This is a genomic window from Pseudomonas sp. RC2C2 (genome assembly GCF_018390435.1).
Taxonomy (GTDB): Bacteria; Pseudomonadota; Gammaproteobacteria; order Pseudomonadales; family Pseudomonadaceae; genus Aquipseudomonas; species Aquipseudomonas donghuensis.
Genome location: NZ_JAHBAX010000002.1, coordinates 435978 through 460104, shown reverse-complemented (window position 1 = coordinate 460104; position 24127 = coordinate 435978). Strand labels below are relative to the sequence as shown.

Here is a 24127-nt window from a genome sequence, read left to right as displayed (position 1 = left end):
CAGCACATAAGGTGGCGCCTGAATTGCGACCGCTTCGCGCTCGATCGCTGGCAAGTCCAGCTCCCACAGGTTCATCTGCTACACAGTGGTGCACAGCAGCCCACATTTGCGGCATGCTTATAAGGTCAAGGCATATCGGAGCTGGTAATGACGGAAAAACACCCCGCATCGACGGTAGAGCGCGTCTACCAAGGGGTTCACGAGGCCATCAGAAAACGCACCCTGCGCCCCGGCATGAAGCTGGGCGAGTCGTCGTTGGCCGAGCTGTTCAAGGTCAGCCGCACCTCGGTGCGCGCAGCGCTCAAGCAACTGGAAGCCGACGGCCTGGTGTCCACCGAGCTGAACAAGGGCGCCTGGGTGTCACTGCCCAGCGACGATGACATCCGTTCGGTGTTCGAAACCCGCCGGCTGATCGAAATCGGCATTGTCACCGAGCTGTGCCGACGCGCCGACCCCGAGATCCTCGCGCCGCTGCACCAGCACGTTGCCGAAGAAGAAGCCGCCGCCGACGCCGGCGACCATGGGCGCTACGTCCACCTGCTCGGCGAGTTCCACCTGCGCCTGGCCGAAGTGCTCGACAACCCGGTGCTGCTCGATTGGTTCCGCAAGCTGATCGAGCGCGGCTCGCTGTACGCCTCGACCCTGGATGACGAGCGCCATGAAGCCTGTCGCGGCAACGAACACCTGCGCCTGCTGAGCCTCATCGAAGCCGGTGATCAGGCTGCGGCCATCGAGCTGGTGTGCACCCATTTGCGCGGTATCGAAGAGGCGATTCTCAAGGCCACGCAAACGCTCAAGGCCGACTATCACCCGCTCAAGCACCTGCTGGGCTGAGGCAGCGCCAGGCCCGGGGTTCGCATTCAGAAATCCACTGCAACCGATTCCAATATTTAATTTGTGGATAGGCGCGGTCTTTCTATAGGGTGTGAATCAGTAGTCGGCAAAGGGCTGTGAAATGATCGATCGTGTATTCGTCAACGCTGTTGCTGCCGATGGCAGCCCGCTCAACCTCGCGGTTGCCGACGGGCGCATTGTCAGCTTGGGCAGCGAACGTCCGGCCAGCGCAGGTGCCGAGGTCATCGACCTGGCAGGCCACCTGGTGCTGCCAGGTCTGGTTGACGGTCACATCCATCTGGACAAGAGCTTTGTCGGCGACCGCTGGCACCCGCATCAACCGGCCGCCAGCCTGCGTGAACGCCTGGCCATCGAAAAGCGTGAACTGGCCAGTGCCCCGCCGATGCTCGAACGGGCCGAGGCGCTGATCCGCCAGGCGGTGTCGTTCGGCACCGTGGCCATGCGCAGCCATGTCGACGTCGACGCCACCACCGGCCTGCGCAACCTGCAGGCGGTGCTGGAGGCGCGGGAGAAATGGCGCGGCATCGTCGACATCGAGCTGGTGGCGTTTCCGCAAGCCGGAGTGATGTCCTGCCCCGGCACTGCCGAAGTGCTCGATGCGGCGATCCGTGAGGGCGCCGACGTGATCGGCGGTATCGACCCCACTACCCTCGACGGCGACGCCGACGGTCAGCTCGATGTGGTCTTCGGCATTGCCGAGCGCCATGCTGTAAAGATTGATATCCACCTGCACGAGCCCGGCCTGCAAGGTATCGAACAACTGCAACGGATCGCCGCCCGTACCCGTGCCGCCGGCCTCAATGGCCGCGTCGCGGTCAGCCATGCCTATGCCCTGGGCCAGGTCGACGACGAGGTAGTGGCGCACACCGCCGCCACTCTGGCCGAAGCCGGAGTGGCGATCATGACCAATGCCCCGGGCGATCATGGCTTCCCGCCGATCCTGCGCCTGCGCGCCGCCGGGGTGAACGTGTTCGCCGGCAACGACAACATCCGCGATGCCTGGTGGCCCTACGGCAACGCCGACATGCTCCAGCGCGCCATGCTGATCGGCTACCGCTCGGGCTTCTACAGCGATGAAGAATTGAATGTAGCCCTGAGCATGGCCACCACGGCCGGTGCAGCAGTGCTGGGCAAAAGCGACTACGGTCTGAAGGTCGGCAACGAGGCGACTTTTATCGTGCTCAAGGCTGACAACGGCGCCGCCGCGGTCGCCGCCGCACCGGCCGAGCGGCGCCTGGTGCGCCGCGGCCAGCTGCTGCCGGCAGCGCCGACGCTGCAGTTCGAGGTGCGCGCCCGCTAAACAAACACATTTCTGCCGGCTTGCGCCGCAGAGAAAGACAATCGCCCACGGGCGATGCAACACAAAACCCCAGAACAACAACGACAGAAGGTGTTCCATGTCGAAGTCCAATTACTACGCTCCCCACGGCGGCCATCCGGCGCAGACCGAACTGCTGACCGACCGTGCCATGTTCACCGAGGCCTACGCGGTCATCCCCAAAGGCGTGATGCGTGACATCGTCACCAGCCACCTGCCGTTCTGGGACAAGATGCGCATGTGGGTCATCGCCCGCCCGCTGACCGGTTTCTCGGAAACCTTCTCGCAGTACATCGTCGAAGTGGCACCAGAAGGCGGCAGCGAGCGTCCTGAACTGGACAAGAATGCCGAAGCGGTGCTGTTCGTGGTCGAAGGCGAAATCGACATCACCCTGCAAGGCAAGCCGTACACCCTCAAAGAAGGCGGCTACGCCTTCATTCCGCCAGCGGCCGAGTGGAGCCTGCGCAACAACAGCGCCAAGAACGTCACCTTCCACTGGATCCGCAAGCACTACCAAGTGGTTGAAGGCCTGGCCCTGCCGGAAGCCTTCGTCACCAACGAAAAAGACATCGCACCGATCCCGATGCCGGGCACCGATGGCGCCTGGGTCACCACCCGTTTCGTCGACATGGCCGACATGCGTCACGACATGCACGTCAACATCGTCACCTTCCAGCCGGGCGGCGTGATTCCGTTCGCTGAAACCCACGTCATGGAACACGGCCTGTACGTGCTCGAAGGCAAAGCCGTTTACCGCCTGAACCAGGACTGGGTCGAGGTGGAAGCCGGCGACTTCATGTGGCTGCGCGCCTTCTGCCCGCAGGCTTGCTACTCCGGCGGCCCGGGCCCGTTCCGCTACCTGCTGTACAAAGATGTAAACCGTCACATGAACCTGGTGCTCAACCCACAGCGCTAAGTTTCACGGTTGCATGAAAAATCCCGCAAGCCACACGGCCTGCGGGATTTTTTGTTTATGGCGTCGGTGAATCAGCTGGCCGGCTTCCAGGCGCCCTGCTCTGCTGCCTCGCGGAATTTCGCCCGGTTGGCCGGAGTATCGGCGGGCTCCGACTCGTCAAAAATCGCCTTGAGCCAATGGCCGTCGGTGGGGTTGGGGAAGATGATGTACTGGCCGCCGAACTTGCTGCGGCTGGCGTCCACCAGCTGGGCACGCTGGTCGACCTTGTCGACATAGAAGCTGCGCTCGAAATCGTTGAGGTTGTCACCGAGCATCAGCAGCACGTTGTACTGCTCGGCGATCTTGTGCTGGGCCGGCTCCTTGTTCGAGCTTTCGCGCAGGATGGTCACGTGGGCTTCGTCGGCGTACGGCACCTTGAGCGCGCGCAGGTTGTTGAGCGCGTACTCGTAAGTCTTGTCGCCCTGGTCGCGGCTCGAGACGTAGAAGATCTCCACCCCGCGGGACTTGGCGTAGTCAAGAAACTCCAGCGCCCCCGGGGTCAGGGTCGGGCCATTGGCGGCGACCCAGCGGTCCCACACCGCATCATCGAAGAACTCCTTGTCCTGGCCGATCAGAAAGCCCCAGTAGGTGTTGCTGCTGAGGATGGTGTCGTCGATATCGCTGATGATCGCAGGCTTCTTGTCGCCGGGCTTCTGCTTGGCCAGGGCCTGGTCCAGGCGCGCCTTGGCGACGTTGAAACCCTGGTAGTACAGCGCGCGGAATTCCGCCGCGGTCTGGCGCCAGGCCACCGCATCGACCAGCAGGTTGGAGCGCACAGCGGCGTCGGGGTTGGCGGTCTGCGCATGGACCAGGGGCGTGGCCAGCAACAGCAAGGCCAGGGAGATCGCGTTCTTGAGCTGAGGCATTCGGGGCGTTCCTTGTGATCTCCCGCTCTTGGATGGCGGGAGTGGGCTACTCATACCGCACACCGGCAGGGGCCACAATCGCCACGACGCGCGGGCGCAACAATGTGGCGCACCCGCACATCTTGGCTGGCTTCAAGGGCGGCCGGAGCGCGCAGTTCGTCACAGACCTGACGCCAGCGCGCTGCTGGCAAAGTAGTAGGTGCTCGGCTAGCATGCCGCTGAAAACCGGTGCTGGCCGGTTGACCACACGGCCTTGAGCGGAGAGCGACACCCTTGCTGTTGAGCATCCCGACCCTGTTGCTGGTGGCCATTTTCATTTTCACCCTGATGGGCCTGCTGACCCTGCACGCCTGGAGCCGTGGCGTACGCGAGCAGACCCTCGGCTACCTGGGCGGCATGCTGCTGCTCGCGGCCTGCGGCGTGACCCTGATCAGCCTGCGCGGCATGGCCCCCGACTTTATTGCCCTGGTGCTGGGCAACGTTATCCTGCTGCTGGGCGCGGCACTGAACTGGACCGCCATGCGCGTGTTTACCGGCCGCCCGCCGCACCTGCCGGGGATGCTGGCCGGCGCGGCGGCCTGGTTACTGTGGGGGCTGATGCCGGGTTTCTACACCGACCTCGGCTTGCGGGTGACGGTGTACTCGATGCTCGTGGCGGCGTATGGCAGCTTGTCGATCATTGAGTTGTGGCGCAGCCGCCGGCAGTTCGAAGTCGCCTACCTGCCGGCGCTGATGCTGATGCTGGTGCACACCGGTTTCTACTGCGTGCGCAGCGTTGCCGACCACGGCGTGTCGCTGGATCAGGCAATCGCCAGCAATGGCCACGGCACCGGCTTCTTCTCGTTCATGCTGTTCGAATCGATGCTCTATGCCATCGGCATCGCCTATGTGACCCTGGCCATGGTGCGCGAGCGCACGGAGCTCAAATTCAAGGCCGCCGCCTACGCCGACCCGCTGACCGGCGTCGGCAACCGCCGGGCGTTCATGTCCTGCGGCGAAAAGCTGTTGGCCGACTGTGCCCGCCGTGGCGAACCGGTGAGCTTGCTGCTGTGCGACCTGGATCACTTCAAGCGCCTCAACGATACCCACGGCCACCAGACCGGCGATCAGGCCCTGATCGCCTTCGCCCAAGTCACCAGCAACAGCGTGCGCCAGGAGGATGTCTTCGCCCGTATCGGCGGTGAAGAGTTCGCTTGCCTGCTGGCCAATACCGACGCACAGACGGCACGGCAGGTGGCGCAACGCATCTGTGACAGCTTCTACGCTGTGCCGATGCTCGAACCCGGTTTTCTCAGTGTCAGCATCGGCATCGTCGGCGCCAGCGGCCCTGGCGAGCACGACCTTTCGCGCTTGCTGTCCAAGGCCGACAACGCCCTGTATGCCGCCAAGCGCCAGGGCCGTAATCGCGTGCATCTGTACCAGCCCTCTAGATGGCAGCCAACCGGGCATCCTGCAGATACGCTTTAAAGGGGTCGATCGACGCCGTCCCTACTCGCTCGCCAGGGTGCGCGCCAGCTCCGCGGCCAGCTCCTTGACCATGGCGTCTGCGGTCGGCCGATGAATGATCGCCACCTCCATGGCATCGATCGACGGCAGGCCATGCTCTGAGGTCAGCTGCAAATGCTCGGCGGTAACCGCCCGCAGCGGCAGCAGGCTGATGCCCATGCCGTTGGCCACCGCCGCCTGCAGGCCACTGAGGCTGGAGCTGGTGAAGCTGATGCGCCAGCGGCGGCCCATGCGCTCGATGGCGCCGATCATGTCGTCGCGGTACAGCCCGCGCGGCGGGAAAGTCACCAGCGGCACCGGGTCCTGGTCGAAGGCCGGGTTCTTGGCGCTGTCGATCCATTGCAGCTTTTCGGGCCAGCAGGCCACCGCCTCACGGCTGTTACGCCGCTGCTTGAGCAAAATCAGGTCGAGCTCGCCGTTGTCGTAGCTGGCGCTGAGGTCGCGGCACAGGCCGCTGGTGACCTCCAGCTTGACCTGCGGGTGCTTGCGGTTGAAGGTCGAGAGCAAATGGGTGGTGCGCCCGGCGGCAAAGTCTTCCGGCACGCCCAGGCGCACGGTCACCGCCACCGTGGCGCCAGACATCGCCTCGAGCATTTCATCGTTGTAGGCCAGCATCTGCCGGGCGTAACCGAGCAGCGTCTGCCCGGCGTCAGTGGGCAGCACGTCGCGGTTGCCGCGCTCGAGCAGCTTGTGCCCGACCATCTCCTCCAGCCGGCGGACCTTCTGACTGACCGTCGACTGGGTCGAGTGCAGGCGCGCCGCCGCCGTGGTGAAACTGCCGCAGTCGCTGACCATGACCACCGCGCGCAACAGTTCGAGGTCGAACAGCGGCCTATTCGATTTTTCACTGACAGACATGCTTTTATTTAACTTCTAAATAAGGAGCCCGACTTTTAACATGGCCCGACCCTGCGAGCAATCGCCCACCAGGAGGTACTGCCATGCTCCTTGAACGCCTGTCCACTCACCTTGCCGTGGTGTTCGCCATGCTCACATCGCTGACCGCCAATGCCGATGGCGGCACCCTCGAAAGCCAGCTGCGCAGCGCGGCCGAAAATGGCCAGGCAGCACAGGTACACAGCCTGCTCGACCAGGGCGCCAAGCTCGAAGCCCGCGACAAAATGGGCCGTACCCCGCTGCTGCTGGCCACCCACAACAACCAGGTCGAAGCCGCCCGGGTGCTGATCGACGCCGGCGCCGACGTCAACGCCAAGGATTCCATCGAAGACAGCCCCTACCTGTACGCCGGCGCCCGCGGCCACAACGACATCCTCAAACTGACCCTGGCCCACGGCGCCGACCTGAGCAGCACCAACCGCTACGGCGGCACCGCGCTGATACCGGCGGCCGAACGCGGCCATGTCGAGACCGTGCGCCTGCTGATTGCCGCAGGCGTCGCCGTCGATCACGTCAACAAACTGCACTGGACCGCCCTGCTCGAGGCCATCATCCTCGGCGACGGCGGCCAGCGGCATGTCGACATCGTGCGGGAGCTGATCAAGGCCGAGGCTGATGTGAACCTTGCCGATGGTGACGGCATAACCCCACTGCAGCACGCGCGGCAACGGGGCTACAAAGAGATACAGGTGCTGTTGGAACGGGCCGGCGCCCGCGCCTAGCTGCTTTCCAGCAAACGATCGAGCAACCACAACCCCGCCGGCCCCGGCGGGGTCAGCTTCGACCAGGCCACATCCACCGCGATCGGCCGTGGCCAGCCGCGCAGTTTCAGCTCGGTGAGCTGGCCATGGCCGTACTGCTTGACCAGGCCGTGCGGCAACTCGGCCCAGCCAAAGCCCTCCTCGGTCATCTCCAGCAGCATCAGATAATCCGGCGCCGACCACACCCGCCCCTGGGGTTTGTTCACACTGTCGGTGTAGGTGTTCAAGTACAACTGACGATGCCCGGCCAGATGCGCCTGGGTCGGCTGCTCAAGCTGCGCCAGCGGGTGATTGCTGGCCACGAAAATCCCCATCTGCGCCTGCGCCGCCAGCCGCGTGGCGGCCACATCCGGCGGGTAGCCGGGTTGCGCGGCGAGCATGCCCAAATGTGCGCGGCCGCTCTGCAACAGGTTCAGCACATCACCCGCCTCGGCGATCATGCATTCCAGCTCGATGTCCTGGTAGCGCTGCTCGAACAGCTGCATCACCCGGTTGTCCGGGTTGAGCTGGTGCATGTCGGAAAACACGATCGTCAGCCGCGGCTCGACCTTGTCCGCCAAGCGGATGCTCAGTTGGTCCAGGCGCTCGCTGGCGGCGAGGATCTCCTGCACATGGCCGAGTACCTTGCGCCCGGCTTCGGTCAGCACGGGTTGGCGGGCCTGGCGGTCGAACAGGGTGACGCCGAGGTCGGCTTCGAGGTTGGCGATTGCGGCGCTGATGGTGGATTGGCTTTTGCGTAGCTTGCGGGCGGCGGCGGAGAAGGAGCCCAGGGCGGCGGCTTCGACGAAGGCTTGGAGGGCTTCTGGAGAGTAGCGCATTGGGGGTATCGGTTTTATCGATGCAGGGAGCCACATTGTAGCGGGAAAAGCGATTTCAATACCGCGCTGGCGAAGCGTGCCCTGCCTGCATAACCCGCCACACCCGCGCAGCCGCCGCTAATTGAGGGTAAACAGGTCCCCTTCCACACTCCGGTCACCGTGTTTACGACGCTGCGCGGCAGCGTCGTAGACGATCAGCAAAAGCTCCCTGCTCTCCTCACCCGATTTGAACAAGCACATGCCCTCTGCATGATCGTCGCCTTTGCCGAACGGCACCTCCAGCACCGTCTCCAATTGATCGGCAAACACCACCTGCTCTTCATCGGCTGCGAAGCCGCCGCGCCAACGGAACACCGTGACCGGGCCGTCCAGGTCCATGGTCGGCCCCGCCAGAATCAGCAGGTCGTCGCCCCTGCTGCACAGGTCTCGCACCCCCAGGCCGTTGAGCGCGAAGAAGTGCTTGCGGTAGCGGCGCCCACCCGGGCCGATCTTCTTGAGCACCAAGGTGTCGGTCGAGTCGCCATCGAGTTCGGGTTCAATCTCCAGCAGCACGGTCCAGCCGCGCAGCACCGGCCCCCGCAACCCCAACAACAGGCGCGAGCCGATGACGGCCAAGCCTTCGATGTCGAAACCGTTGTCTTTGCCCGGGATGCGCAGAAAGTCGCGTAGCTGATCGTCCCTGGCAATTTCCGCGGTCAGGTCGTTGCCGAGCGCATTGCCATGCAACTGCGCCGCCGTACGTCCATCGCCATTCACCTTTGCGGCGAGCACATAGCTGCCGTTCTGCTGCACCACAGGGAGGCGCGCCAACAGAAAGCGATTGCCGTCTGCCTCTACGGTCGACAGGCGCTTGATGTTCTTCAGCGCAGACTTGTCGGCGTCCGCCTTCTTGCGCTTGAGGCTATGGGAGCCGACGATCCAGAGATACCCCCCGTCAGGGGCATAGGCCAGGCCCTCGATGTCGATCTCGGCTTCTGGATCGGGTATGGGCAGGTGCAGGTATTTCATGAGCGGGAAGGAGTGGTGCTCATCGCACGTCACGGCCTCACCGGGTGCTGCGGGCTGGATCGTCAGGCGTTCCAGGCTGGTGGTTTCGTCGTTGGCCAGCCACAGCGTGCCGCCGATCTGCAGGGCAACCGAAAGGCCATCGCGCAACGACGCAGATGCCGGATCAAAGCACAGCATCACGGTATTGGCTGGCTTGCTCATGGGGCTCTCCTGCGTTGAGGGGGTTACGCGAAGATGTGTATAGGCTAGTGGCTGTTTGTTAACAATCAAGGTTATTGGCAGGGTTCCCACCCCGCGGCACTTTTTGTTGTGGGGGCTGGGCGTGGGGCGTTTTCGTGCGTGCCGGGTTCCTTGGTCGCTGGCGTGGTTACCCGCGTGCAGCTGCCACCCCGTCGGGTAGAGTGGCCAAAAAACTACATAGCGTGAAGGGCTGCAATCGGCCAGTAGCGGACGTTCGTGAACCGAACAAAAGCCGCTTTTTGTAGGGTGCGCGGTGTGTTCATTAGGCCTTGAGGCTCGGTGCCTCGGTGCGTACGAGCAAGGCAGTTGTGGAGATTACGTGTTCGGCGGAAGCCGAAGAAGGCGCTAGCGGAAAGCGCCGCTGAAATGCCAATAGGCTGGCAGAAAAGTCGCCTGAACGAATTGCTGTTTTCGTAGTTCACTCGGTTGGGGGAATACCTCGAAACCAGGATGGGTGGTTTTCAGCAAGTGCTTGGCCTTTTCCAGACGCAGGGTCTGCAAGCAGGTTCCACCATGCCGAACACGTGGTCAGGAGACGCTGGAAGGTTTCGTGCGGGAGTAAAGTCTAGTCAAAACGTCCGCACAGCAGGCCTCTAGGATCTCGTCGGCTAGTGTTGAATCATCCGGACAAGCACGCGACAACATGAGTGCACCGACCACTTGGGCAATCACCACAATGCGTTGGGCACGTAACTCGCTTTCGGCCGAGTCCGCTTCGCCAGCTTTGCTCGCCAGCGTCGCCAGCATGCTTTCGAGGCCAGACGCAAACGCCGCTTTGATCTGCTCGGGCTGGCGTCCCGCGTCGGCAGACAGCGCTGCCATCGTACAGCCGTCACCCCGCGCGTCGCGATGTTCCCTGGACAGGTAGTACTTCACGAACCCCAGCCCATCCATCTCGTCCGCTCTGGCGGCGCCTTGTGCGAAACCACAGGTGGCCGCCTCCGCTAGCAGCTCGGCTTTGGACGCAAAGTGCTTGTAAAACCCGCCGTGGGTGAAGCCTGCGGCGGCCATCAAATCGGCGATACCCACGCCGTCGTAACCCCGTTCGCGAAACAGCACCGACGCCGTCTGGACAATGTGCGCGCGGTTTGCCTGCACCTGCGCTTTGCTGACTTTCATCTGCAGGACTCCTCTGGTTCGGCCATCAGAAATACCGGCATCATACATTGATGTTGATCATCATCAAAACTCTTGACAGTAAAGATGACGATCAACATCATAAATGGACTTTTAGTGAAGCCGATCCGGCGCAGGTAACCTCATGACTGACAAAACCCTTTTCGAACCCTACACCCTTGGGCCGCTCACGCTCCCGAACCGTATCGTGATGGCGCCGCTGACGCGCAATCGTGCCGGTGCCGGTCTGGTTCCCAGTGAGCATGCCGCTACCTACTACAGTCAGCGCGCCTCGGCGGGCTTGCTGATTACCGAAGCCACGCAGGTCTCGGCGCAGGCTCAGGGCTACCAAGACACACCCGGTCTCTACACGCAGGCGCAGATCGACGGTTGGCGAAAAGTAACCGATGCCGTTCACGACAAGGGCGGGCGGATTTTTGTACAGCTGTGGCACGTCGGCCGTGTTTCCCACGTCGATCTGCAGCCCAATGGCGAAGCGCCAGTTGCCCCCTCGGCCATCCGCGCCGCGACCAAGACCTTCGTTAACAACGGTTTTGCCGATGTCTCCGAACCACGCGCACTGGCGCTGGATGAGCTGGCCGGCATCGTCGACGATTTCCGCCAGGCTGCGGCCAACGCTATTGCGGCTGGGTTCGATGGCGTTGAGGTGCATGGTGCCAACGGCTACCTGCTCGAGCAGTTCATCAAAGACGGCGCCAACGTGCGTACCGATGCCTATGGCGGCTCTATCGAAAACCGCGCCCGCCTCTTGCTGGAGGTCACTGCCGCAGTCGCCAAGGAGATCGGTGCCGACCGCATGGGCGTACGTATTTCTCCCGTCTCGCCGGCCAACGGCATTTCCTGCAGTGCTCCACAGCCGCAGTACGACTACATCGTCGACCAACTCAGCGCGCTGGGCATCGTCTATCTACACGTGGTGGAAGGCGCCACCGGCGGTCCCCGTGATGTCGCACCGTTCGACTTTGATGCGCTACGCAGCCGCTTCCAGAACACCTACCTGGCCAACAACGGTTATGACCTCGACTTGGCCAACACCCACCTGAACGCGGGCAAGGCCGATCTGTTTGCCTTTGGCCGCCCCTTCATCAGCAACCCGGATCTGGTCGAACGACTGGAGCAACGCGCGCCCCTGAACGCGCTGGATCCCACCACCCTGTATGGCGGCGGCGCCAAGGGCTACATCGATTATCCGACCCTCGAAATTTCCAGCGCCAATTAACCACCTGCTCATGCTGCGTGCGGCGGCATGGGTTCACCTTTTCGATCACGGGAAAACATCATGACCTCTAAGGCTACTGTTCTGATCACCGGCGCCTCGACCGGCATTGGCGCCATCTACGCACAGCGTTTCGCACACCGAGGCCACGACCTGGTACTGGTCGCCCGCGACCGGGCACGTCTGGACGCACTAGCCGTGCGTCTGCACGAGGAAACCGGTGTAACGGTAGACGTTCTTGCGGCAGACCTCACTCAACCGGGCGATCTGGCGGCAGTCGAGACACGTCTGCGCGAGGACACCCAGATTGAAACCCTGATCAATAACGCCGGGGCTGCGATGTCCGGTCAGTTCATCGACCAATCCACAGACGATATCTCCCGCCTCGTCACGCTCAACACCACCGCACTGGTTCGCCTGGCCAGCGCCATCGCCCCGCGTCTGGCGCAGGCTGGCAAGGGTGCGATCGTCAATATCGGCTCGGTGGTTGGCTTCGCGCCGGAGTTCGGGATGTCGGTCTATGGTGCGACCAAGGCTTTTGCGCTGTTTCTGTCCCAAGGGCTGAGCCTGGAGCTCGCGCCCAAGGGCGTCTACGTGCAGGCCGTGCTGCCGGCCGGAACCCGCACCGAGATCTGGGAGCGTGCAGGCATCGACATCAACACGCTTGCCGACCTGATGAGCGTGGACGACCTGGTCGACGCGGCACTGGTCGGTTTCGACCGCCGTGAACTGATCACCATCCCGCCGTTGCACGACGCGGCGCGCTGGGAAGCGTTGAACGGTGCACGACTGGGCCTGATTTCTGACTTGCGTCAGGCGCAGGTCGCCGAGCGCTATCAGGTCAAGGCGTAAAGGCCGCTCCGGCACGTTGCCCCAGGAGAGAACCATGACAGCCCAGGTAAAACGCGCCGAACCAAGTGGCGTACCAAGCCCCAGCTACATCGACACCCCCACACGCTCGGTCACGGTTGGCAGCACTGCATTTGCCTACCGTGACCTGGGCCCGCGCAGTGGCGTGCCATTGATTCTGCTGAACCACTGGGGCGCGGTGCTGGATAATTTCGACCCGCGAATCGTGGATGGGCTCGCCCGCACGCGGCGCGTTATAGCCATCGACTACCGAGGCATTGGCGCCTCAGGCGGAACCGCACCAGTGACCATCGATGGGATGGCGCGGGATGTGATTGAACTGAGCAAGGCGCTGGGTTTGAACACCGTCGATCTGCTGGGTTTCTCTCTCGGGGGCTTCGTCGCACAGGACATCGTGCTGAAGGCCCCTGAGCGCGTGCGCCGGCTAATTCTGACGGGTACGGGGCCGGCAGGTGGAATCGGTATCGAACAGGTCGCCAAGGTCTCTTGGCCACTGATGCTCAAAGGTCTTTTGACCCTGCGCGACCCAAAGACTTATCTGTTTTTTACCTCCACAGCCAATGGCCGGTTGGCTGCCAGGGCTTTTTTGCAGCGGCTGAAAGAGCGCAAGTCAAACCGGGACAAAGGCCCGACTCCCTATGCCTTGCTGCGCCAACTGAAGGCCATCAAGGCGTGGGGCCGGCAGGCGCCTCAGTCGCTCGACCGCATCCGTGTCCCTGTCCTAATCGCCAATGGCGATCAGGACATCATGGTGCCGACCGAGAACAGTCACGACATGGCGCGGCGCATCCCTGGCGCGCAACTGGTGATCTACAACGATGCTGGGCATGGCGGAATTTTTCAGTATCACAGCGAGTTTGTGCACACAGCACAGGCCTTTCTTGAGGCCCAACCGGAGTCTATCGGGGCGATCAGCTCCCTCAGCGCAACGGAAACGATGAAATGAGTCAACCAACGGCAATTGTGTTCGGCGTGGGATCGGTACGCGGCGTTGGCGGGGCCGTGTGCAAAAGTTTTGCGCGCGAGGGCTATCACGTCATCGTTGTGGGCCGTACGCCAGCCAAGATCGACACGGTGGTGGCAGAAATCACCGCTCTGGCCGTCGGCAGCGCCGAGGCGTTACCAACTGACGTAACCGACGAAACCCAGGTAATGGCAGCGTTCGATCGCGCGATGAGTCCCGGCACCGGGCGCGAGCCTGCCGATGTGGTGATCTCCAACGCGGGTAACAACGCCGTTATCGATTTCACCCAGTTAACCGCCGCGCAGTTTGAGGACTTCTGGCGCGTTGGTTGTTACTCTGGCTTCCTGATCGGTCGCGAAGCCGCCCGCCGGTGCCATTGGGCCGGGGCACCGTGATCTTCACGGGCGCCTCAGGCAGCCTGCGCGGCAAGCCCGGCTATGCCCACTTCGCCGCTGCCAAAGCCGGGTTGCGCATGATCGCGCAGAGCATGGCTCGTGAGTACGGGCCCAAAGGCATCCATGTTGCCCATGTCGTCATTGACGGCGGAATCAGTGGAGATCGGCTTCAGGCCGTCTTTCCCGACAGAGACCTTTCCGCGTCGGACGGCCTGCTCGGCTATGACGCCATCGCCGACAACTACTGGCTGCTGCACCGCCAGCCGAAATCGGCGTGGACCCAGGAGCTCGACCTGAGACCGTTCAAGGAAAACTGGTAACTGCGTCGCCTCAAGCCCCCGGCCCCACGACACCCATTCGTTCAAAAACTCCAGAGAACCATCCCACCATGAAGGCGTTCATCATTGATCGTTACGGGAAGAAAGAGGTTGGCCACATCAGCGAAATGCCCGCCCCTGAAGTACGGGATGATGACGTGCTCATCCAGGTTCACGCGGCGAGCGTCAACCCGTTGGATAGCAAGATCAAGAGCGGTGAATTCAAGCTGATTCTTCCCTACCGTCTGCCGCTTGTTATGGGCAACGACGTGGCCGGTAAGGTCGTGCGCGTTGGCGCCCGCGTTCGCGACTTCAAGCCGGGTGACGAGGTTTATGCGCGTCCGGATGATGACCGCATCGGCACCTTTGCCGAGCTTATTGCCGTCAAGGCGTCGTCAGTTGCAGTGAAGCCCAAAAACCTCAACATGGTAGAGGCCGCCGCCCTGCCGTTGGTGGCGTTGACTGCCTGGCAGGTGCTGGTCGAAACCGCTCAGTTGCAGAAAGGGCAGAAGGTATTTATCCAGGCCGGTTCCGGCGGTGTCGGATCCGTTGCCATCCAGTTGGCCAAGCACCTGGGCGCCTTTGTCGCCACTACCACGAGTACAGCCAATGTCGATTGGGCAACCGCTTTGGATGCGGACGTCATCATCGATTACAAAACGCAGGATTTTTCCAACGAACTGCGCAACTACGACGTGGTGCTGAACAGCCTGGGCAACGACGAGTTGAACAAATCTCTGCATATTCTCAAACCCGGTGGGCACCTCATCTCCATTTCCGGGCCGCCCACCCCGGCGTTTGCCGCCGCGCGTGGCCTGGCTTGGCCGCTCAAACAGGTGCTGCGTCTGCTGAGTGCCGGTATCCGGAGAAAGGCAAGGCAAAAACAGGTGGATTACTCGTTTGTCTTCATGCAAGCCAGCGGCGCACACCTGCGCAAAATCACTGCCCTCGTCGAGGCCGGCGCCATCCGCCCGATCATCGACAACGTTTTTTCCTTCGCCGACACCGCTAAAGCACTGGCCTACGTTGAAAGTGGGCGCGCCAAGGGCAAGGTCGTGGTGAAAGTAATTTAGCCAGCAGCCCCCGTCGAGTTCGCAATCCAGGAGAAGACCATGACTATTTCTAAATCAGCCCGCGTTGGCACGCGCGCTATGGGCTGCGGCGACTGCCAACGGCCCTATCGACATCCTCATCAATAATGCTGGTTTCGGATACTTCCGCCGCTTCGACGAGGTCGACTGGACACGCGACGCGGAGCTCATGCAGCTCAACATGAACTCCCTGGTCGCCCTCGCACGATGCTTTGTAGACGCACACAAAACCACTAACACGCCCGCGTACATGGTGAACATAGCGTCCACCGGTGCATACCAGTCCGTACCCAACATGGCGCTCTACGCCGCCTCGAAAGCCTTCGTTCGCAACTTCAGCGAAGCGCTCCACGACGAACATAGCGGCACGCCCTTATCGGTCACCTGCATCTGCCCTGGCGGCACTGATACAGCCTTCCACAGTGCGTCAGGCGGCGACCACTCATGGATCGCCAACGCTTCGACCAAAAGCGCAGCGTTTGTCGCACAGTCCGCCATCCAGGCCATGTTGCGAGGCAAGCGCACGGTTGTACCTGGACTGTTCAATAAACTGACGTGTTTTGGCGTGCGTTTTCTGTCACGCCCTCTCGCATCACGGGTCACCACGTACGTGCTGGGCAAACCGACATTGGCTCTACCGGTACGCACTAAGGGTTGACCAAACGTCTGCTACTGGCCGTTTGCTGTCCTCCAGCAAGGGCTGCTTTGGGTCGTAGCGGCCACTCGTGAATGACAGCTATTTTCCTGTCTCGGAGATGGTTTCACTTTTGACCGCGCCTTGGCCGAGCGCTAAAGCCGCTCGCCAAAAGAGAACATCTTTCAGAGACAGAACACTGGAGCAGCGCTGGTGCTTATGTTGGAACGGCCTCGTCAGCATCTCGCGACTTAGCAAAGCGGGAAGTGACAAATGTAAGTTTGTTTTTGTTCTGATCAAATGTGTAGATGGCAGCTAATGGGACGGCTGTCACCAGCACGCCGGTTAGCACACTGGAAATCTGAGAATTAAAATTATTGAGCAGGGGAACTCCAGCCATAGCATTACTGATCACTCGGCCGACATACACTCCTACGATGGCCGAGGCTGTGCCGGCGAGTACTATGGTAATCGCGTCTAGCTTGGAAGTTTCCTTGCTGAGTAGGATACGTATACACCGCACAAGACTTAGTGTGCACTCACGCACCAAGGCCAGCACGAAGGCTGGCATCTTGATGATCAATGAAATGAGTATCTGCGGGATCACGCTCAAGGCACCTGCTACGCCGGCCTCAAGGCCCAGTGATCTGGCACGGGCCCAGATCTGCCTCTCCTCAAAACGTTCGTTCAGGCGCTGTTGAATGCGGGTGGTGGCATCCTTGGTATTTTGCAGCCAGCCATCTTCGTTAAGGACCCGGCCGTTAACAGTGAAATCACGAATTTCATCGACAAATATATCAATCGTCTCCAGCACTATCAGGCCAACAACCTGCTGGGCTGCCATGCTGGCGCCGGTGAATACTACTGTTGTGCCTATCTCCTTGGCTGCTTGCAGACGGTGATGGCTGCGGTTTTCCTCTGCTCTATTGAACGCTTCATCGATGTCGGATTTGCGCACCGTCACGACTCTTCCGGAGCGCTTAATTTCGACATCGATTAAGTCGGGATCATCGGCATGTGGAGTACCATTGTCTGCGAGATATTTATAGATATTCTTGTCTTGCAGGGATCGATTGAGCGAAGCGTCTGCGAATACCAAATTTTCTTTGGAGTTGATCAGAGTAAAGAAGTCATCATCCGTGGTGCCCGCGCGCAACAACAGATCCTCGTAGTAGTCCTTGCGGGCGACCACATGTTCGATGTCTGTTCCAAAAGGATCGAGTGACTCATCCTTGTAGTAGCCATTTTCAAGCTGTTTCCAATTTTTCTGAGCGTCGTAGCGGGTATCTTTCATTGCCGCAAAGTTTGGATCATCAAACATTGCGTTTCCTGTGCGCTCAGAGAAGGCGGTATAGGATTCCGAGAGATTCTCGTATTTGCTAGCGCTATGGCTGTCGATGTTCTGCATGACGCCCCCCAGGGCGAATGAAGCGATAGCCCGCCGCATCGCCTCACGTTTGCACTGCTCAAAGATGTCATCGAGAGTCTGGGCGGGGACGGGTAGACTACTGCGTATGCCCTCGACCATCTCCATGGTGCTCTTTTCTACTTCGAAGGTAGAACGGAAATACGCAGAGACCTTCGTGAAACCAATATCTTTGTATTCGGTGAAAGTGTCTTTGTAATACTCTGCGCGACGTAGCTCGGCGTAATCGAAGTTACGCACACCATCCGAGACTACGGAATAGGTGCTCACGGTTTTTTCCCGCGTGACACTATAGGCGCTGATGGAGGCATCCTTGGTTTTTTCGGCCGCACTGACAGCGACATCTTTAACGCTGAGTGCAGTCTCCTTGAGATCAATAGACGATACTGTCGCGGTTACCTTGGTCGCGGCTTCGGATAGGGCTTCCTTCATGGCCGCCAGTGAGGTTTTGTCAGAGAACCAACCCATATGATCTTCCTTGATATCAAAATGGCACCATGCTATCACTGGCCGGAGATTTTTGGGTGAGTCTCTTCTGAATTCGTTGGCAGTGTCGAATGACTGCTTTGGTCGTATGCAAGCCTCGGCAACCGTCCGCTATGGGTCGGACAGCGACGGTCTAGCATCGACCGTCGCAGTGGGTGGTCAGACTTCTGTCTGTTCCGCCATTTCCAGGGCGTCATCGACCTCGATTCCCAGGTATCTGACGGTGCTTTCAAGCTTCGTATGACCAAGCAGGAGTTGGACCGCTCTCAGGTTCTTCGTCCTGCGATAGATCAGCGATGCCTTGGTTCTCCGTAGCGTGTGAGTACCGTACATGGTTGGGTCAAGGCCAATGGCTGTCACCCACGCTTTGACTATTCGAGCGTATTGCCTGGTGGAGAGATGATCTGAGCCGTGCAACCGGCTCGGAAACAAGAAGTCCTCACTGCGGAGGTGAGCCTGATGCATCCAAGCCTCCAGAACCGTTCGGGTTTGCTCAGTGATTTCAAATTGCACTGGGTGCTGAGTTTTCTGCTGCATCACGATGGCCCGTGACGACACATGTTCCCCATGGGCTATGTCTCGTACTCGCAACTTGGTTAAGTCACAGGCACGCAGCTTGCTGTCGATAGCCAAGTTGAAGAGAGCCAGATCCCGTGTCTTCTCCGCGAGCTGGAGCCTGACTCGGATGGCCCAGATATCTCTGACTCGGAGCGGGGCTTTCTGCCCGACAAGCTTTCCCTTGTTCCAAGGCTGGTGGCTGTATGTAGCAATAGTATTCATGGCTTGTCCTCCATGTTGAGGGAGGACAAGGGTGGATCAGTCACAGTGCGTGGTGGTCGCTAACCGGCCAGAAGCCGACGTTTAGACTATGCTAATAAACCTATGTCTATTTGCCCTTAATTTTACAAAACGTAGGACCCTTCCTAGGTAGCAAGTACGAAGGATCATGTAATTCGAAGTAGGCTGAGCCGAATAGCTGTGCGATACAAAAATAAATACAAAGGGGACAGCGCATGAAGATAAGCATCCGAAACTGCAACAATATTGATCATGGTGAAATTGAGATCAAAGAAAATACACTTAACATCAAGCATGCAATCAACGGTACCGGGAAGAGTAGTATTGCAAAAGCCATCGCAGCTTCCGTAAATGACTATAAAAACAAGTCAAAAGAACTGGCCCAACTCCGACCCTACAAGTTAAGAGCGGACAAGGAAGCAGTACCAGTCGTGGAAGGATGTGAAGCTGTCCAAAACTTTCTGATTTTCGATGAAAAATATATCAATGAAGTCGCTTTTCAGGCAGACGAATTGGTCAAAGGAAGTTTCGACATTTTCATCCGTGGCGAAGATTACGAAAGAGGAATACTTGAAATTGAGGCTATGACCTCGCAAATGAAAAACACCTTGAATGGAGATGAAGAAATTTCCGGGTTACTGGCAGATTTCGAGGAGATAATTACTGCCTTCGGAAAAGAAGTTACACAAGGGATACATGCATCAAGTGCCATGTCCCAAGCTTTTAAAGGAGGCAACAACGTTGCCAATATCCCCGAAGGTTTAGAGCCCTTCAAAAATTTTATCCAGAACGACAATAACTATAAATGGGTGAGTTGGCAGCACCAAGGTGCACCATTCATGGATATGGGTAGCGATTGCCCATATTGTGCGACAGATGCTACCGAGAAGAAAGAAATCATAAAAAAGGTGTCTGATGTTTATAAACCCAAAGCAATCGAAAACCTTAATAAGATTGTTATCGCCTTTCAGCACCTCGAACAATACTTCTCCGAAGAAACGAGAAAGCGAATCACAGGATTTATCTCAAAAATTGATGGCTACACTGACGACGAGTCTAATTATTTACTCGAAATAAAGGAACAAATCGGACGACTGAGAGAGCGCTTCATTGCCGCTCGTTCACTCGGCTTCTCATCCTTAAAAGACGTCGACAAAGTTCTCAACGCCATAAAAAACCAGGTAATTGATCTGAGCAATTTCCCATACTTGAAATCAGAGGCGACTCAAGCTAAAGCAGACATAGTCAACAAAGAACTTGAAAAACTGCAAGAGATCGCCGGAAACCTACAAGGAAAAGTTGCCAAGCAAAAGCTGTTGATTAAAAAGTTGATTGAAGATCATGGTGAAAAAATAAATCAATTCCTAAGGAATGCTGGATACAATTACCATGTGTTTTTGAAAGAAGAAGCCAGCGGAGAGTACCGCCTAAAACTTGAGCCGAACGACATTATAGGCGAAGTTACCGAAGTTAAGAGTCGGTTGAGTTTTGGTGAGCGCAACGCGTTTGCTTTAGTGCTATTTATGTTCCAAGCCCTGAAAGAAAAAGCAGATTTGATTATCCTAGACGATCCAATCTCCTCATTCGATAAGAATAAAAAATATGCCATTATGGACATGCTATTCTCGAAGGGAAAATCCTCGCTTAGTGGTAAAACTGTCCTAATGCTGAGTCATGACTTCGAACCGGTTGTTGACCTGATTCATCATCACCGGGATAGATTTGAGTCGCTAAGCGCCTGTTTTTTGGAGAACAAACAGGGATATTTGACCGAGAAGACGATTGAGAGGAAGGACATTCAGACTTTTGTTGAGATTAACACCTCCAATCTTGCGGATCAGATTCATGCACTTCATAAAGTAATTTATTTGCGAAGATATTTCGAAGTAATCAATAGAAAGAATTTGGCGTTCGACGTACTATCCAGTGTTCTTCACAAGCGGGAGCGCCCACAAATTTACGAACAAAGAGAAATAGAAAGTGGTGTGTTCGAGCTGGTTCTACGCGACCTAACTGATGAAGAGTTCGCGTCAGGAACGGCTGAGATAGTGGGTCATATTCATGACTTCGATTATGATAAATTATACGCACTGAGTAGCGTCAACGCAGAGATGAAAAAGCTGTACTTGGATACGACAAGCAACTATGAGAAATTGCATATATATCGCATGATATTTGACGAGAAAGCGGTAGCCACTTCAAATGTAATTGCAAAATTCATCAATCAATCATTTCATATAGAGAACGATTACATCTATCAATTAAATCCAAGATCCTATCAAATGGTACCGCAATACGTCATTGATGAGTGCGACAAAGCTATAAACGAAATTCAGTGAAAATTGTAAACAGGACGGTTTAGGGGATGTGAATTTGTATCGATTTATTGTTGTTCGAGGTCTGCTTCTGGCCGATCTCTGCCTGTCGCCATCGGCTGAAACCAACCCATTGCGGAAGTTCGAGACGAGCCCTCCGGGGGAGGGCTGTACTTCAAAGGATAAAGGTTACTTGTCCTCGTCCTTTGTGTTGCCAACCTTTTTGTCTGCATAATCTTTAGCTTTTTTCTTGATCGGGTCTCTTTGAGTTTCTATAGCATCTAAAAAGTCTGATGTGATCATCTTGTCAGGGCCTTCAGAGATAGAGAGGCTAATTTGCTGAAATGCTTCATCTTTAGGTGCTGTAAACATTGCCCAGTAGTCATAGAGTTTATTGATATCGTAGTAGCCTCCAGCTTTTATGTGCTGGATTTCGATAGGCTGTATATGACTTCCAAGTGCTGTAATAATAGTTAGCTTTCTCTCTGGCTTATTGGTTGTCCATTTATGGAGGGAGTTGGGGTAGAAGAGATTTTGAGGCACGGCAGCAAAAGTGTTTACTTCAGAGTCTGGAGTCACAACTATGTGCATCTCGTATACAAGAGATGGGGCGCCAACAAGGCCTTTAAATGGCATATCCTTATCTTTACTTTCAATTGTTGGAACTTTTGCCTGGTAGGCAAGCAGGTTTTCTCTACTTGCGCCTACCTCGTTCACAAAGTCGTCAAGGGCCTTGGTGCCAGCATCATTTTTGTAGTTGCCGGAGATCAAAAGAACACAAAGATCATTCTCAGATGCTTGGAGAATTGCTATGTTTTCCTTATCAAATTGCTCCCCAAATCTCTTTTTTTTGTCATCTATCAGTTTTTCTAGGCTTTCATCCTTATTTGTATGTTTGCGATCTTGCTTGAGGTACCAACTCGTTAGCTTTGTGATCTCGCTATCAACGAATTGTTGTTTTTTCAAGGCCTTCAAATCGCCATCTTCCTTGGGCGGCCATGCAGCAGGCAGAGTATTGTAGGCTAGAAGTGCCGAACCTTTCACTGTAACATCAGCCTTGAGATACGCATTGTATTCTTTTACCTTGTCAAATCCGTAATCAATGGTTTTTTCGACAAGCGTAGGAAGGAGAAGAGCAACTAAAGCTCCTGATTCAGCTGTTTTTGCCTTGTAGTTACAAGAGTACCCGCGCTTGACGAATACTTTTGTTTTGGCCATTGCTGGGTCTTTATCGATCTCGTCGTAATTTGCCGGCCCAGTATAAAAAACATCAGAGGTCGGTGCTCCAGAGCATCCAGAAATTAAAGCAGTAACTGCTATTATCCATTTTTTCATTTTGGCAAGTCCTCGGCAGTTATAAGCTTTGCGTAATTGACATTCTTACTCGTAACTTCGCACTTGTTAGGTTCGCCGTTGGCTCCAGAGTGAATTCCTATAAGAACAATTTTGTCTTTTTCTTGATCGTATCTGTATATCGGCGCCCCGGAGAACCCCCTCACAGTACTGCATGTGTGAATGATGCAGTTGGCGTTATCTTTCACCAGACTCATACAGAAACCTTGGTTATATGGGCTCCACATTACCAGGTCGTTATATCTGAGCTTTGCGTGATCCGCGGAAACAGGTTCGTTCGAGTACGGCGACTCTGGTTCAAATATGCTGGCAAGCTTTGCGCCATATGGAATGCCCGGGATGAAAATTGGATTATCCCATTTGATTTCTACCCCTTTAGGAAGTATTGTTGGGAACTCAGCAGATGGCGGCGTTTCGGCGTACAGATACGCTATATCGCAGGGTTCATGCTCGCATTTGGCAGCGACAGCTTTAGTGATTTTCACTTTCTTGTTTTCAACGACAATGCGCAATATATCTAGATTCCAGTCAACGTCATCTAGGCAGTGCTTTGCCGTAACCCAAAGACCGCTTCGTACAACAGATACATCACAGCGATGAATATCCAATGTGGTTACGAGTGAGGAGAGACTGGAAAGTCCCCGGGTGTATGTTCTATCAATGCTTGCGTATGGTGTTATTTTGAGGGCCGCGTTGGATAGAGATGTAAAGCACTTGGCAATTAGAAGTTTTTGCAATCCATCGTTGAGCTCGCCTTTACATTCACTCGACTGTTTTAGTCTTTCCTCCTCAATTTCTGGGGGGATAACTACTCCTAACTCTTTGGCTTCCATTGCCCCAGTTTCACCGCGAATGGTCTGGTCAGTGACCCCGTTTCCCCCCCTGAATGGACTACCAGCGTTTCCGCTCTCTGACATTACTCCATAATTCGATCCTCGAATTCTTAAAACCATGTCGGGGTCACGGTCAAGTCGCTCAGTCACTATTCTGTCTGTGATATCCCTGCCTTCGCGAAGAGCGTTGCCATAGACATAGAGTTGGCTCTCCCCGTGTGCCCTGAGAGATTTCGATTGAAGCCCATTCAAGGCTTTGATCTTCAGTTCTTGCTGATTGCTGTACTGGCCGACGTCACCAGCGGATGCGGCGAGAGCTACCAGGGCCAACGTTAGCGGTATACACCTGACCATAATTAGCATCCTTGCAGTGAGTTGTATTCACTAATAGCTCACGCCAATAAGAACGTCCAGTTTTCTCAGGTTAGCAACAGATGATAGCTGTTAAGGTTTGGTTACCGGTTTTTGGCGTAAGCAATGCGTCGCAAGAATTTATTTTTCTTCACATTTCTGGCCAATGCTCGAAGTCACAGGGCTAAACTCCAGCATCCAACAAATCATAGTAGTCTGCTTGGTCGCTGGGTTCGACTCAGATTGAACTCCAAAGCAGCAGTTCGCGAACGACCGCTAATGGCCGATTTCTGTCTGTCGCCAGCGGCAGCTATGGGTCGATAGCAGCCATTCGCGAGAGACCGCTTTCGCCCCATGGCGCCGTTGGCGCACACCAGGATTCGGCCAGATGCGCCCACAAGCCACCCCAGTTCGTTGCAAGAGTTGGCCCGTCTGGCTAAAGCCGCTCACTCATAGATCTTGCCGCAGTACAAGAAAACGGCGAACTGCCGCCACGAATTGGATGGTAGAAGCCCTTGACTCAACCCGAAACCGCTACTTTCCGCCCATGAAATAGCACCCTCCAGAAACGCTTCTATCGTCGTGTTCTCCCAGTCAATACTTGTTGATTTGTCTGCCGCCAAAGCCCGGGCAAACCTCAAAAAGGTCTCAGCATCTCTGACCTGATCCAAATGTTCATGAAGCTCCACAACATTCTCCATGCAAAGTCTGCGTCAC

23 protein-coding genes are annotated in these 24127 nt (G+C 57.1%); 13 read left to right on the top strand and 10 right to left on the bottom strand.

The features are described 5' to 3' along the window. Nucleotides 1–147 precede the first annotated feature (147 nt). From KHO53_RS20630 to KHO53_RS20620, 3 genes are all read left to right on the top strand, one after another. Nucleotides 148–834 (top strand): GntR family transcriptional regulator, encoded by a 687-nt coding sequence (locus KHO53_RS20630; protein ID WP_026001439.1) that lies wholly within the window; start codon nt 148–150, stop codon nt 832–834. A 121-nt stretch (nt 835–955) separates the two neighbouring features. After that, nucleotides 956–2155 (top strand): amidohydrolase family protein, encoded by a 1200-nt coding sequence (locus tag KHO53_RS20625; RefSeq protein ID WP_213570745.1) that lies wholly within the window; start codon nt 956–958, stop codon nt 2153–2155. A gap of 97 nt (nt 2156–2252) precedes the next feature. After that, the gene (locus KHO53_RS20620) at nt 2253–3089 is read left to right on the top strand and encodes a bifunctional allantoicase/(S)-ureidoglycine aminohydrolase (protein WP_010225345.1); all 837 of its coding nucleotides are present in this window, start codon (nt 2253–2255) and stop codon (nt 3087–3089) included. Nucleotides 3090–3160: 71 nt separating this feature from the next. On the opposite strand, the gene KHO53_RS20615 is transcribed toward KHO53_RS20620, so the two are convergent. After that, entirely contained in the window at nt 3161–3994 is an 834-nt protein-coding gene (locus tag KHO53_RS20615) for a 5'-nucleotidase, lipoprotein e(P4) family (RefSeq protein ID WP_213570744.1), read from the bottom strand. 273 nt (nt 3995–4267) lie between these two features. Here KHO53_RS20615 and KHO53_RS20610 point away from each other — a divergent pair, with 273 nt between their 5' ends. Then, on the top strand, nt 4268–5461 hold the full coding sequence (locus KHO53_RS20610; protein ID WP_213570743.1) for a GGDEF domain-containing protein: 1194 nt from the start codon (nt 4268–4270) through the stop codon (nt 5459–5461). 21 nt (nt 5462–5482) lie between these two features. Here the strand turns inward: KHO53_RS20610 and KHO53_RS20605 are convergent, their stop codons facing one another. Continuing rightward, nucleotides 5483–6358 (bottom strand): LysR substrate-binding domain-containing protein, encoded by an 876-nt coding sequence (locus tag KHO53_RS20605; RefSeq protein WP_213570742.1) that lies wholly within the window; start codon nt 6356–6358, stop codon nt 5483–5485. 128 nt (nt 6359–6486) lie between these two features. Between KHO53_RS20605 and KHO53_RS20600 the strand changes: the two genes are divergently transcribed. After that, nucleotides 6487–7119, top strand: coding sequence for an ankyrin repeat domain-containing protein (locus KHO53_RS20600; RefSeq protein WP_374045275.1), 633 nt, complete (start codon nt 6487–6489; stop codon nt 7117–7119). Here KHO53_RS20600 and KHO53_RS20595 read toward each other — a convergent pair. From KHO53_RS20595 to KHO53_RS20585, 3 genes are all read right to left on the bottom strand, one after another. Continuing rightward, the gene (locus KHO53_RS20595) at nt 7116–7976 is read right to left on the bottom strand and encodes a LysR family transcriptional regulator (RefSeq protein ID WP_036994680.1); all 861 of its coding nucleotides are present in this window, start codon (nt 7974–7976) and stop codon (nt 7116–7118) included. The genes KHO53_RS20600 and KHO53_RS20595 overlap by 4 nt on opposite strands. Nucleotides 7977–8093: 117 nt before the next feature. Then, a complete protein-coding gene (locus KHO53_RS20590; RefSeq protein ID WP_213570740.1) occupies nt 8094–9185 on the bottom strand; it encodes a DUF3616 domain-containing protein in 1092 nt (363 codons plus the stop codon). A gap of 567 nt (nt 9186–9752) precedes the next feature. Then, nucleotides 9753–10343 (bottom strand): TetR/AcrR family transcriptional regulator, encoded by a 591-nt coding sequence (locus KHO53_RS20585; protein ID WP_010225362.1) that lies wholly within the window; start codon nt 10341–10343, stop codon nt 9753–9755. A gap of 142 nt (nt 10344–10485) precedes the next feature. Here KHO53_RS20585 and KHO53_RS20580 point away from each other — a divergent pair, with 142 nt between their 5' ends. The 7 genes from KHO53_RS20580 to KHO53_RS20550 all read left to right on the top strand — a co-directional run bounded on the left by KHO53_RS20580 (nt 10486) and on the right by KHO53_RS20550 (nt 15872). Beyond that, on the top strand, nt 10486–11580 hold the full coding sequence (locus KHO53_RS20580) for an alkene reductase (protein ID WP_010225364.1): 1095 nt from the start codon (nt 10486–10488) through the stop codon (nt 11578–11580). A gap of 60 nt (nt 11581–11640) precedes the next feature. Continuing rightward, nucleotides 11641–12429: an SDR family NAD(P)-dependent oxidoreductase gene (locus KHO53_RS20575; protein WP_213570739.1), complete on the top strand. Its 789-nt coding sequence runs from the start codon at nt 11641–11643 to the stop codon at nt 12427–12429. A 34-nt stretch (nt 12430–12463) separates the two neighbouring features. Further along, nucleotides 12464–13393 (top strand): alpha/beta fold hydrolase, encoded by a 930-nt coding sequence (locus tag KHO53_RS20570; RefSeq protein ID WP_010225369.1) that lies wholly within the window; start codon nt 12464–12466, stop codon nt 13391–13393. Further along, the gene (locus KHO53_RS25800) at nt 13390–13806 is read left to right on the top strand and encodes an SDR family NAD(P)-dependent oxidoreductase (protein ID WP_213570738.1); all 417 of its coding nucleotides are present in this window, start codon (nt 13390–13392) and stop codon (nt 13804–13806) included. Before KHO53_RS20570 ends, KHO53_RS25800 begins: the two co-directional genes overlap by 4 nt. Continuing rightward, nucleotides 13803–14126, top strand: coding sequence for an SDR family oxidoreductase (locus KHO53_RS25795; RefSeq protein WP_198421654.1), 324 nt, complete (start codon nt 13803–13805; stop codon nt 14124–14126). Before KHO53_RS25800 ends, KHO53_RS25795 begins: the two co-directional genes overlap by 4 nt. 68 nt (nt 14127–14194) lie before the next feature. After that, nucleotides 14195–15196, top strand: a complete 1002-nt coding sequence (locus tag KHO53_RS20555; protein ID WP_010225373.1) for an NADP-dependent oxidoreductase — start codon at nt 14195–14197, stop codon at nt 15194–15196. Between the two features lie 64 nt (nt 15197–15260). Further along, nucleotides 15261–15872 (top strand): SDR family NAD(P)-dependent oxidoreductase, encoded by a 612-nt coding sequence (locus tag KHO53_RS20550; RefSeq protein WP_051636740.1) that lies wholly within the window; start codon nt 15261–15263, stop codon nt 15870–15872. A gap of 193 nt (nt 15873–16065) precedes the next feature. Here the strand turns inward: KHO53_RS20550 and KHO53_RS20545 are convergent, their stop codons facing one another. Further along, nucleotides 16066–17742, bottom strand: a complete 1677-nt coding sequence (locus tag KHO53_RS20545; protein WP_213570737.1) for a hypothetical protein — start codon at nt 17740–17742, stop codon at nt 16066–16068. 177 nt (nt 17743–17919) lie between these two features. Beyond that, complete coding sequence (locus KHO53_RS20540) at nt 17920–18540, bottom strand: tyrosine-type recombinase/integrase (RefSeq protein WP_213570736.1); 621 nt, start codon at nt 18538–18540, stop codon at nt 17920–17922. A gap of 233 nt (nt 18541–18773) precedes the next feature. Between KHO53_RS20540 and KHO53_RS20535 the strand changes: the two genes are divergently transcribed. Continuing rightward, nucleotides 18774–20897, top strand: a complete 2124-nt coding sequence (locus KHO53_RS20535; RefSeq protein WP_213570735.1) for an AAA family ATPase — start codon at nt 18774–18776, stop codon at nt 20895–20897. Between the two features lie 165 nt (nt 20898–21062). Here the strand turns inward: KHO53_RS20535 and KHO53_RS20530 are convergent, their stop codons facing one another. The 3 genes from KHO53_RS20530 to KHO53_RS20520 form a co-directional block, all read right to left on the bottom strand. Continuing rightward, entirely contained in the window at nt 21063–22208 is a 1146-nt protein-coding gene (locus tag KHO53_RS20530; RefSeq protein WP_213570734.1) for a hypothetical protein, read from the bottom strand. Beyond that, a complete protein-coding gene (locus KHO53_RS20525) occupies nt 22205–23389 on the bottom strand; it encodes a S1 family serine peptidase (protein ID WP_213570733.1) in 1185 nt (394 codons plus the stop codon). The genes KHO53_RS20530 and KHO53_RS20525 overlap by 4 nt, the downstream gene beginning before the upstream one ends. Nucleotides 23390–23856: 467 nt before the next feature. Beyond that, entirely contained in the window at nt 23857–24099 is a 243-nt protein-coding gene (locus KHO53_RS20520) for a DUF7660 family protein (protein ID WP_026001442.1), read from the bottom strand. Nucleotides 24100–24127 lie beyond the last annotated feature (28 nt).

What these genes read in the sequence shown, in the direction of transcription:
- KHO53_RS20585 (WP_010225362.1), bottom strand. Translation starts at nt 10,343, where the DNA reads ATGAAAGTCAGCAAAGCGCAGGTGCAGGCAAACCGCGCGCACATTGTC.
- KHO53_RS20630 (WP_026001439.1), top strand. Translation starts at nt 148, where the DNA reads ATGACGGAAAAACACCCCGCATCGACGGTAGAGCGCGTCTACCAAGGG.
- KHO53_RS20595 (WP_036994680.1), bottom strand. Translation starts at nt 7,976, where the DNA reads ATGCGCTACTCTCCAGAAGCCCTCCAAGCCTTCGTCGAAGCCGCCGCC.
- KHO53_RS20625 (WP_213570745.1), top strand. Translation starts at nt 956, where the DNA reads ATGATCGATCGTGTATTCGTCAACGCTGTTGCTGCCGATGGCAGCCCG.
- KHO53_RS20575 (WP_213570739.1), top strand. Translation starts at nt 11,641, where the DNA reads ATGACCTCTAAGGCTACTGTTCTGATCACCGGCGCCTCGACCGGCATT.
- KHO53_RS20535 (WP_213570735.1), top strand. Translation starts at nt 18,774, where the DNA reads ATGAAGATAAGCATCCGAAACTGCAACAATATTGATCATGGTGAAATT.
- KHO53_RS20545 (WP_213570737.1), bottom strand. Translation starts at nt 17,742, where the DNA reads ATGGGTTGGTTCTCTGACAAAACCTCACTGGCGGCCATGAAGGAAGCC.
- KHO53_RS20615 (WP_213570744.1), bottom strand. Translation starts at nt 3,994, where the DNA reads ATGCCTCAGCTCAAGAACGCGATCTCCCTGGCCTTGCTGTTGCTGGCC.
- KHO53_RS25800 (WP_213570738.1), top strand. Translation starts at nt 13,390, where the DNA reads ATGAGTCAACCAACGGCAATTGTGTTCGGCGTGGGATCGGTACGCGGC.
- KHO53_RS20605 (WP_213570742.1), bottom strand. Translation starts at nt 6,358, where the DNA reads ATGTCTGTCAGTGAAAAATCGAATAGGCCGCTGTTCGACCTCGAACTG.
- KHO53_RS20600 (WP_374045275.1), top strand. Translation starts at nt 6,487, where the DNA reads ATGCTCACATCGCTGACCGCCAATGCCGATGGCGGCACCCTCGAAAGC.
- KHO53_RS20620 (WP_010225345.1), top strand. Translation starts at nt 2,253, where the DNA reads ATGTCGAAGTCCAATTACTACGCTCCCCACGGCGGCCATCCGGCGCAG.
- KHO53_RS20570 (WP_010225369.1), top strand. Translation starts at nt 12,464, where the DNA reads ATGACAGCCCAGGTAAAACGCGCCGAACCAAGTGGCGTACCAAGCCCC.
- KHO53_RS20590 (WP_213570740.1), bottom strand. Translation starts at nt 9,185, where the DNA reads ATGAGCAAGCCAGCCAATACCGTGATGCTGTGCTTTGATCCGGCATCT.
- KHO53_RS20540 (WP_213570736.1), bottom strand. Translation starts at nt 18,540, where the DNA reads ATGAATACTATTGCTACATACAGCCACCAGCCTTGGAACAAGGGAAAG.
- KHO53_RS20555 (WP_010225373.1), top strand. Translation starts at nt 14,195, where the DNA reads ATGAAGGCGTTCATCATTGATCGTTACGGGAAGAAAGAGGTTGGCCAC.
- KHO53_RS20580 (WP_010225364.1), top strand. Translation starts at nt 10,486, where the DNA reads ATGACTGACAAAACCCTTTTCGAACCCTACACCCTTGGGCCGCTCACG.
- KHO53_RS20530 (WP_213570734.1), bottom strand. Translation starts at nt 22,208, where the DNA reads ATGAAAAAATGGATAATAGCAGTTACTGCTTTAATTTCTGGATGCTCT.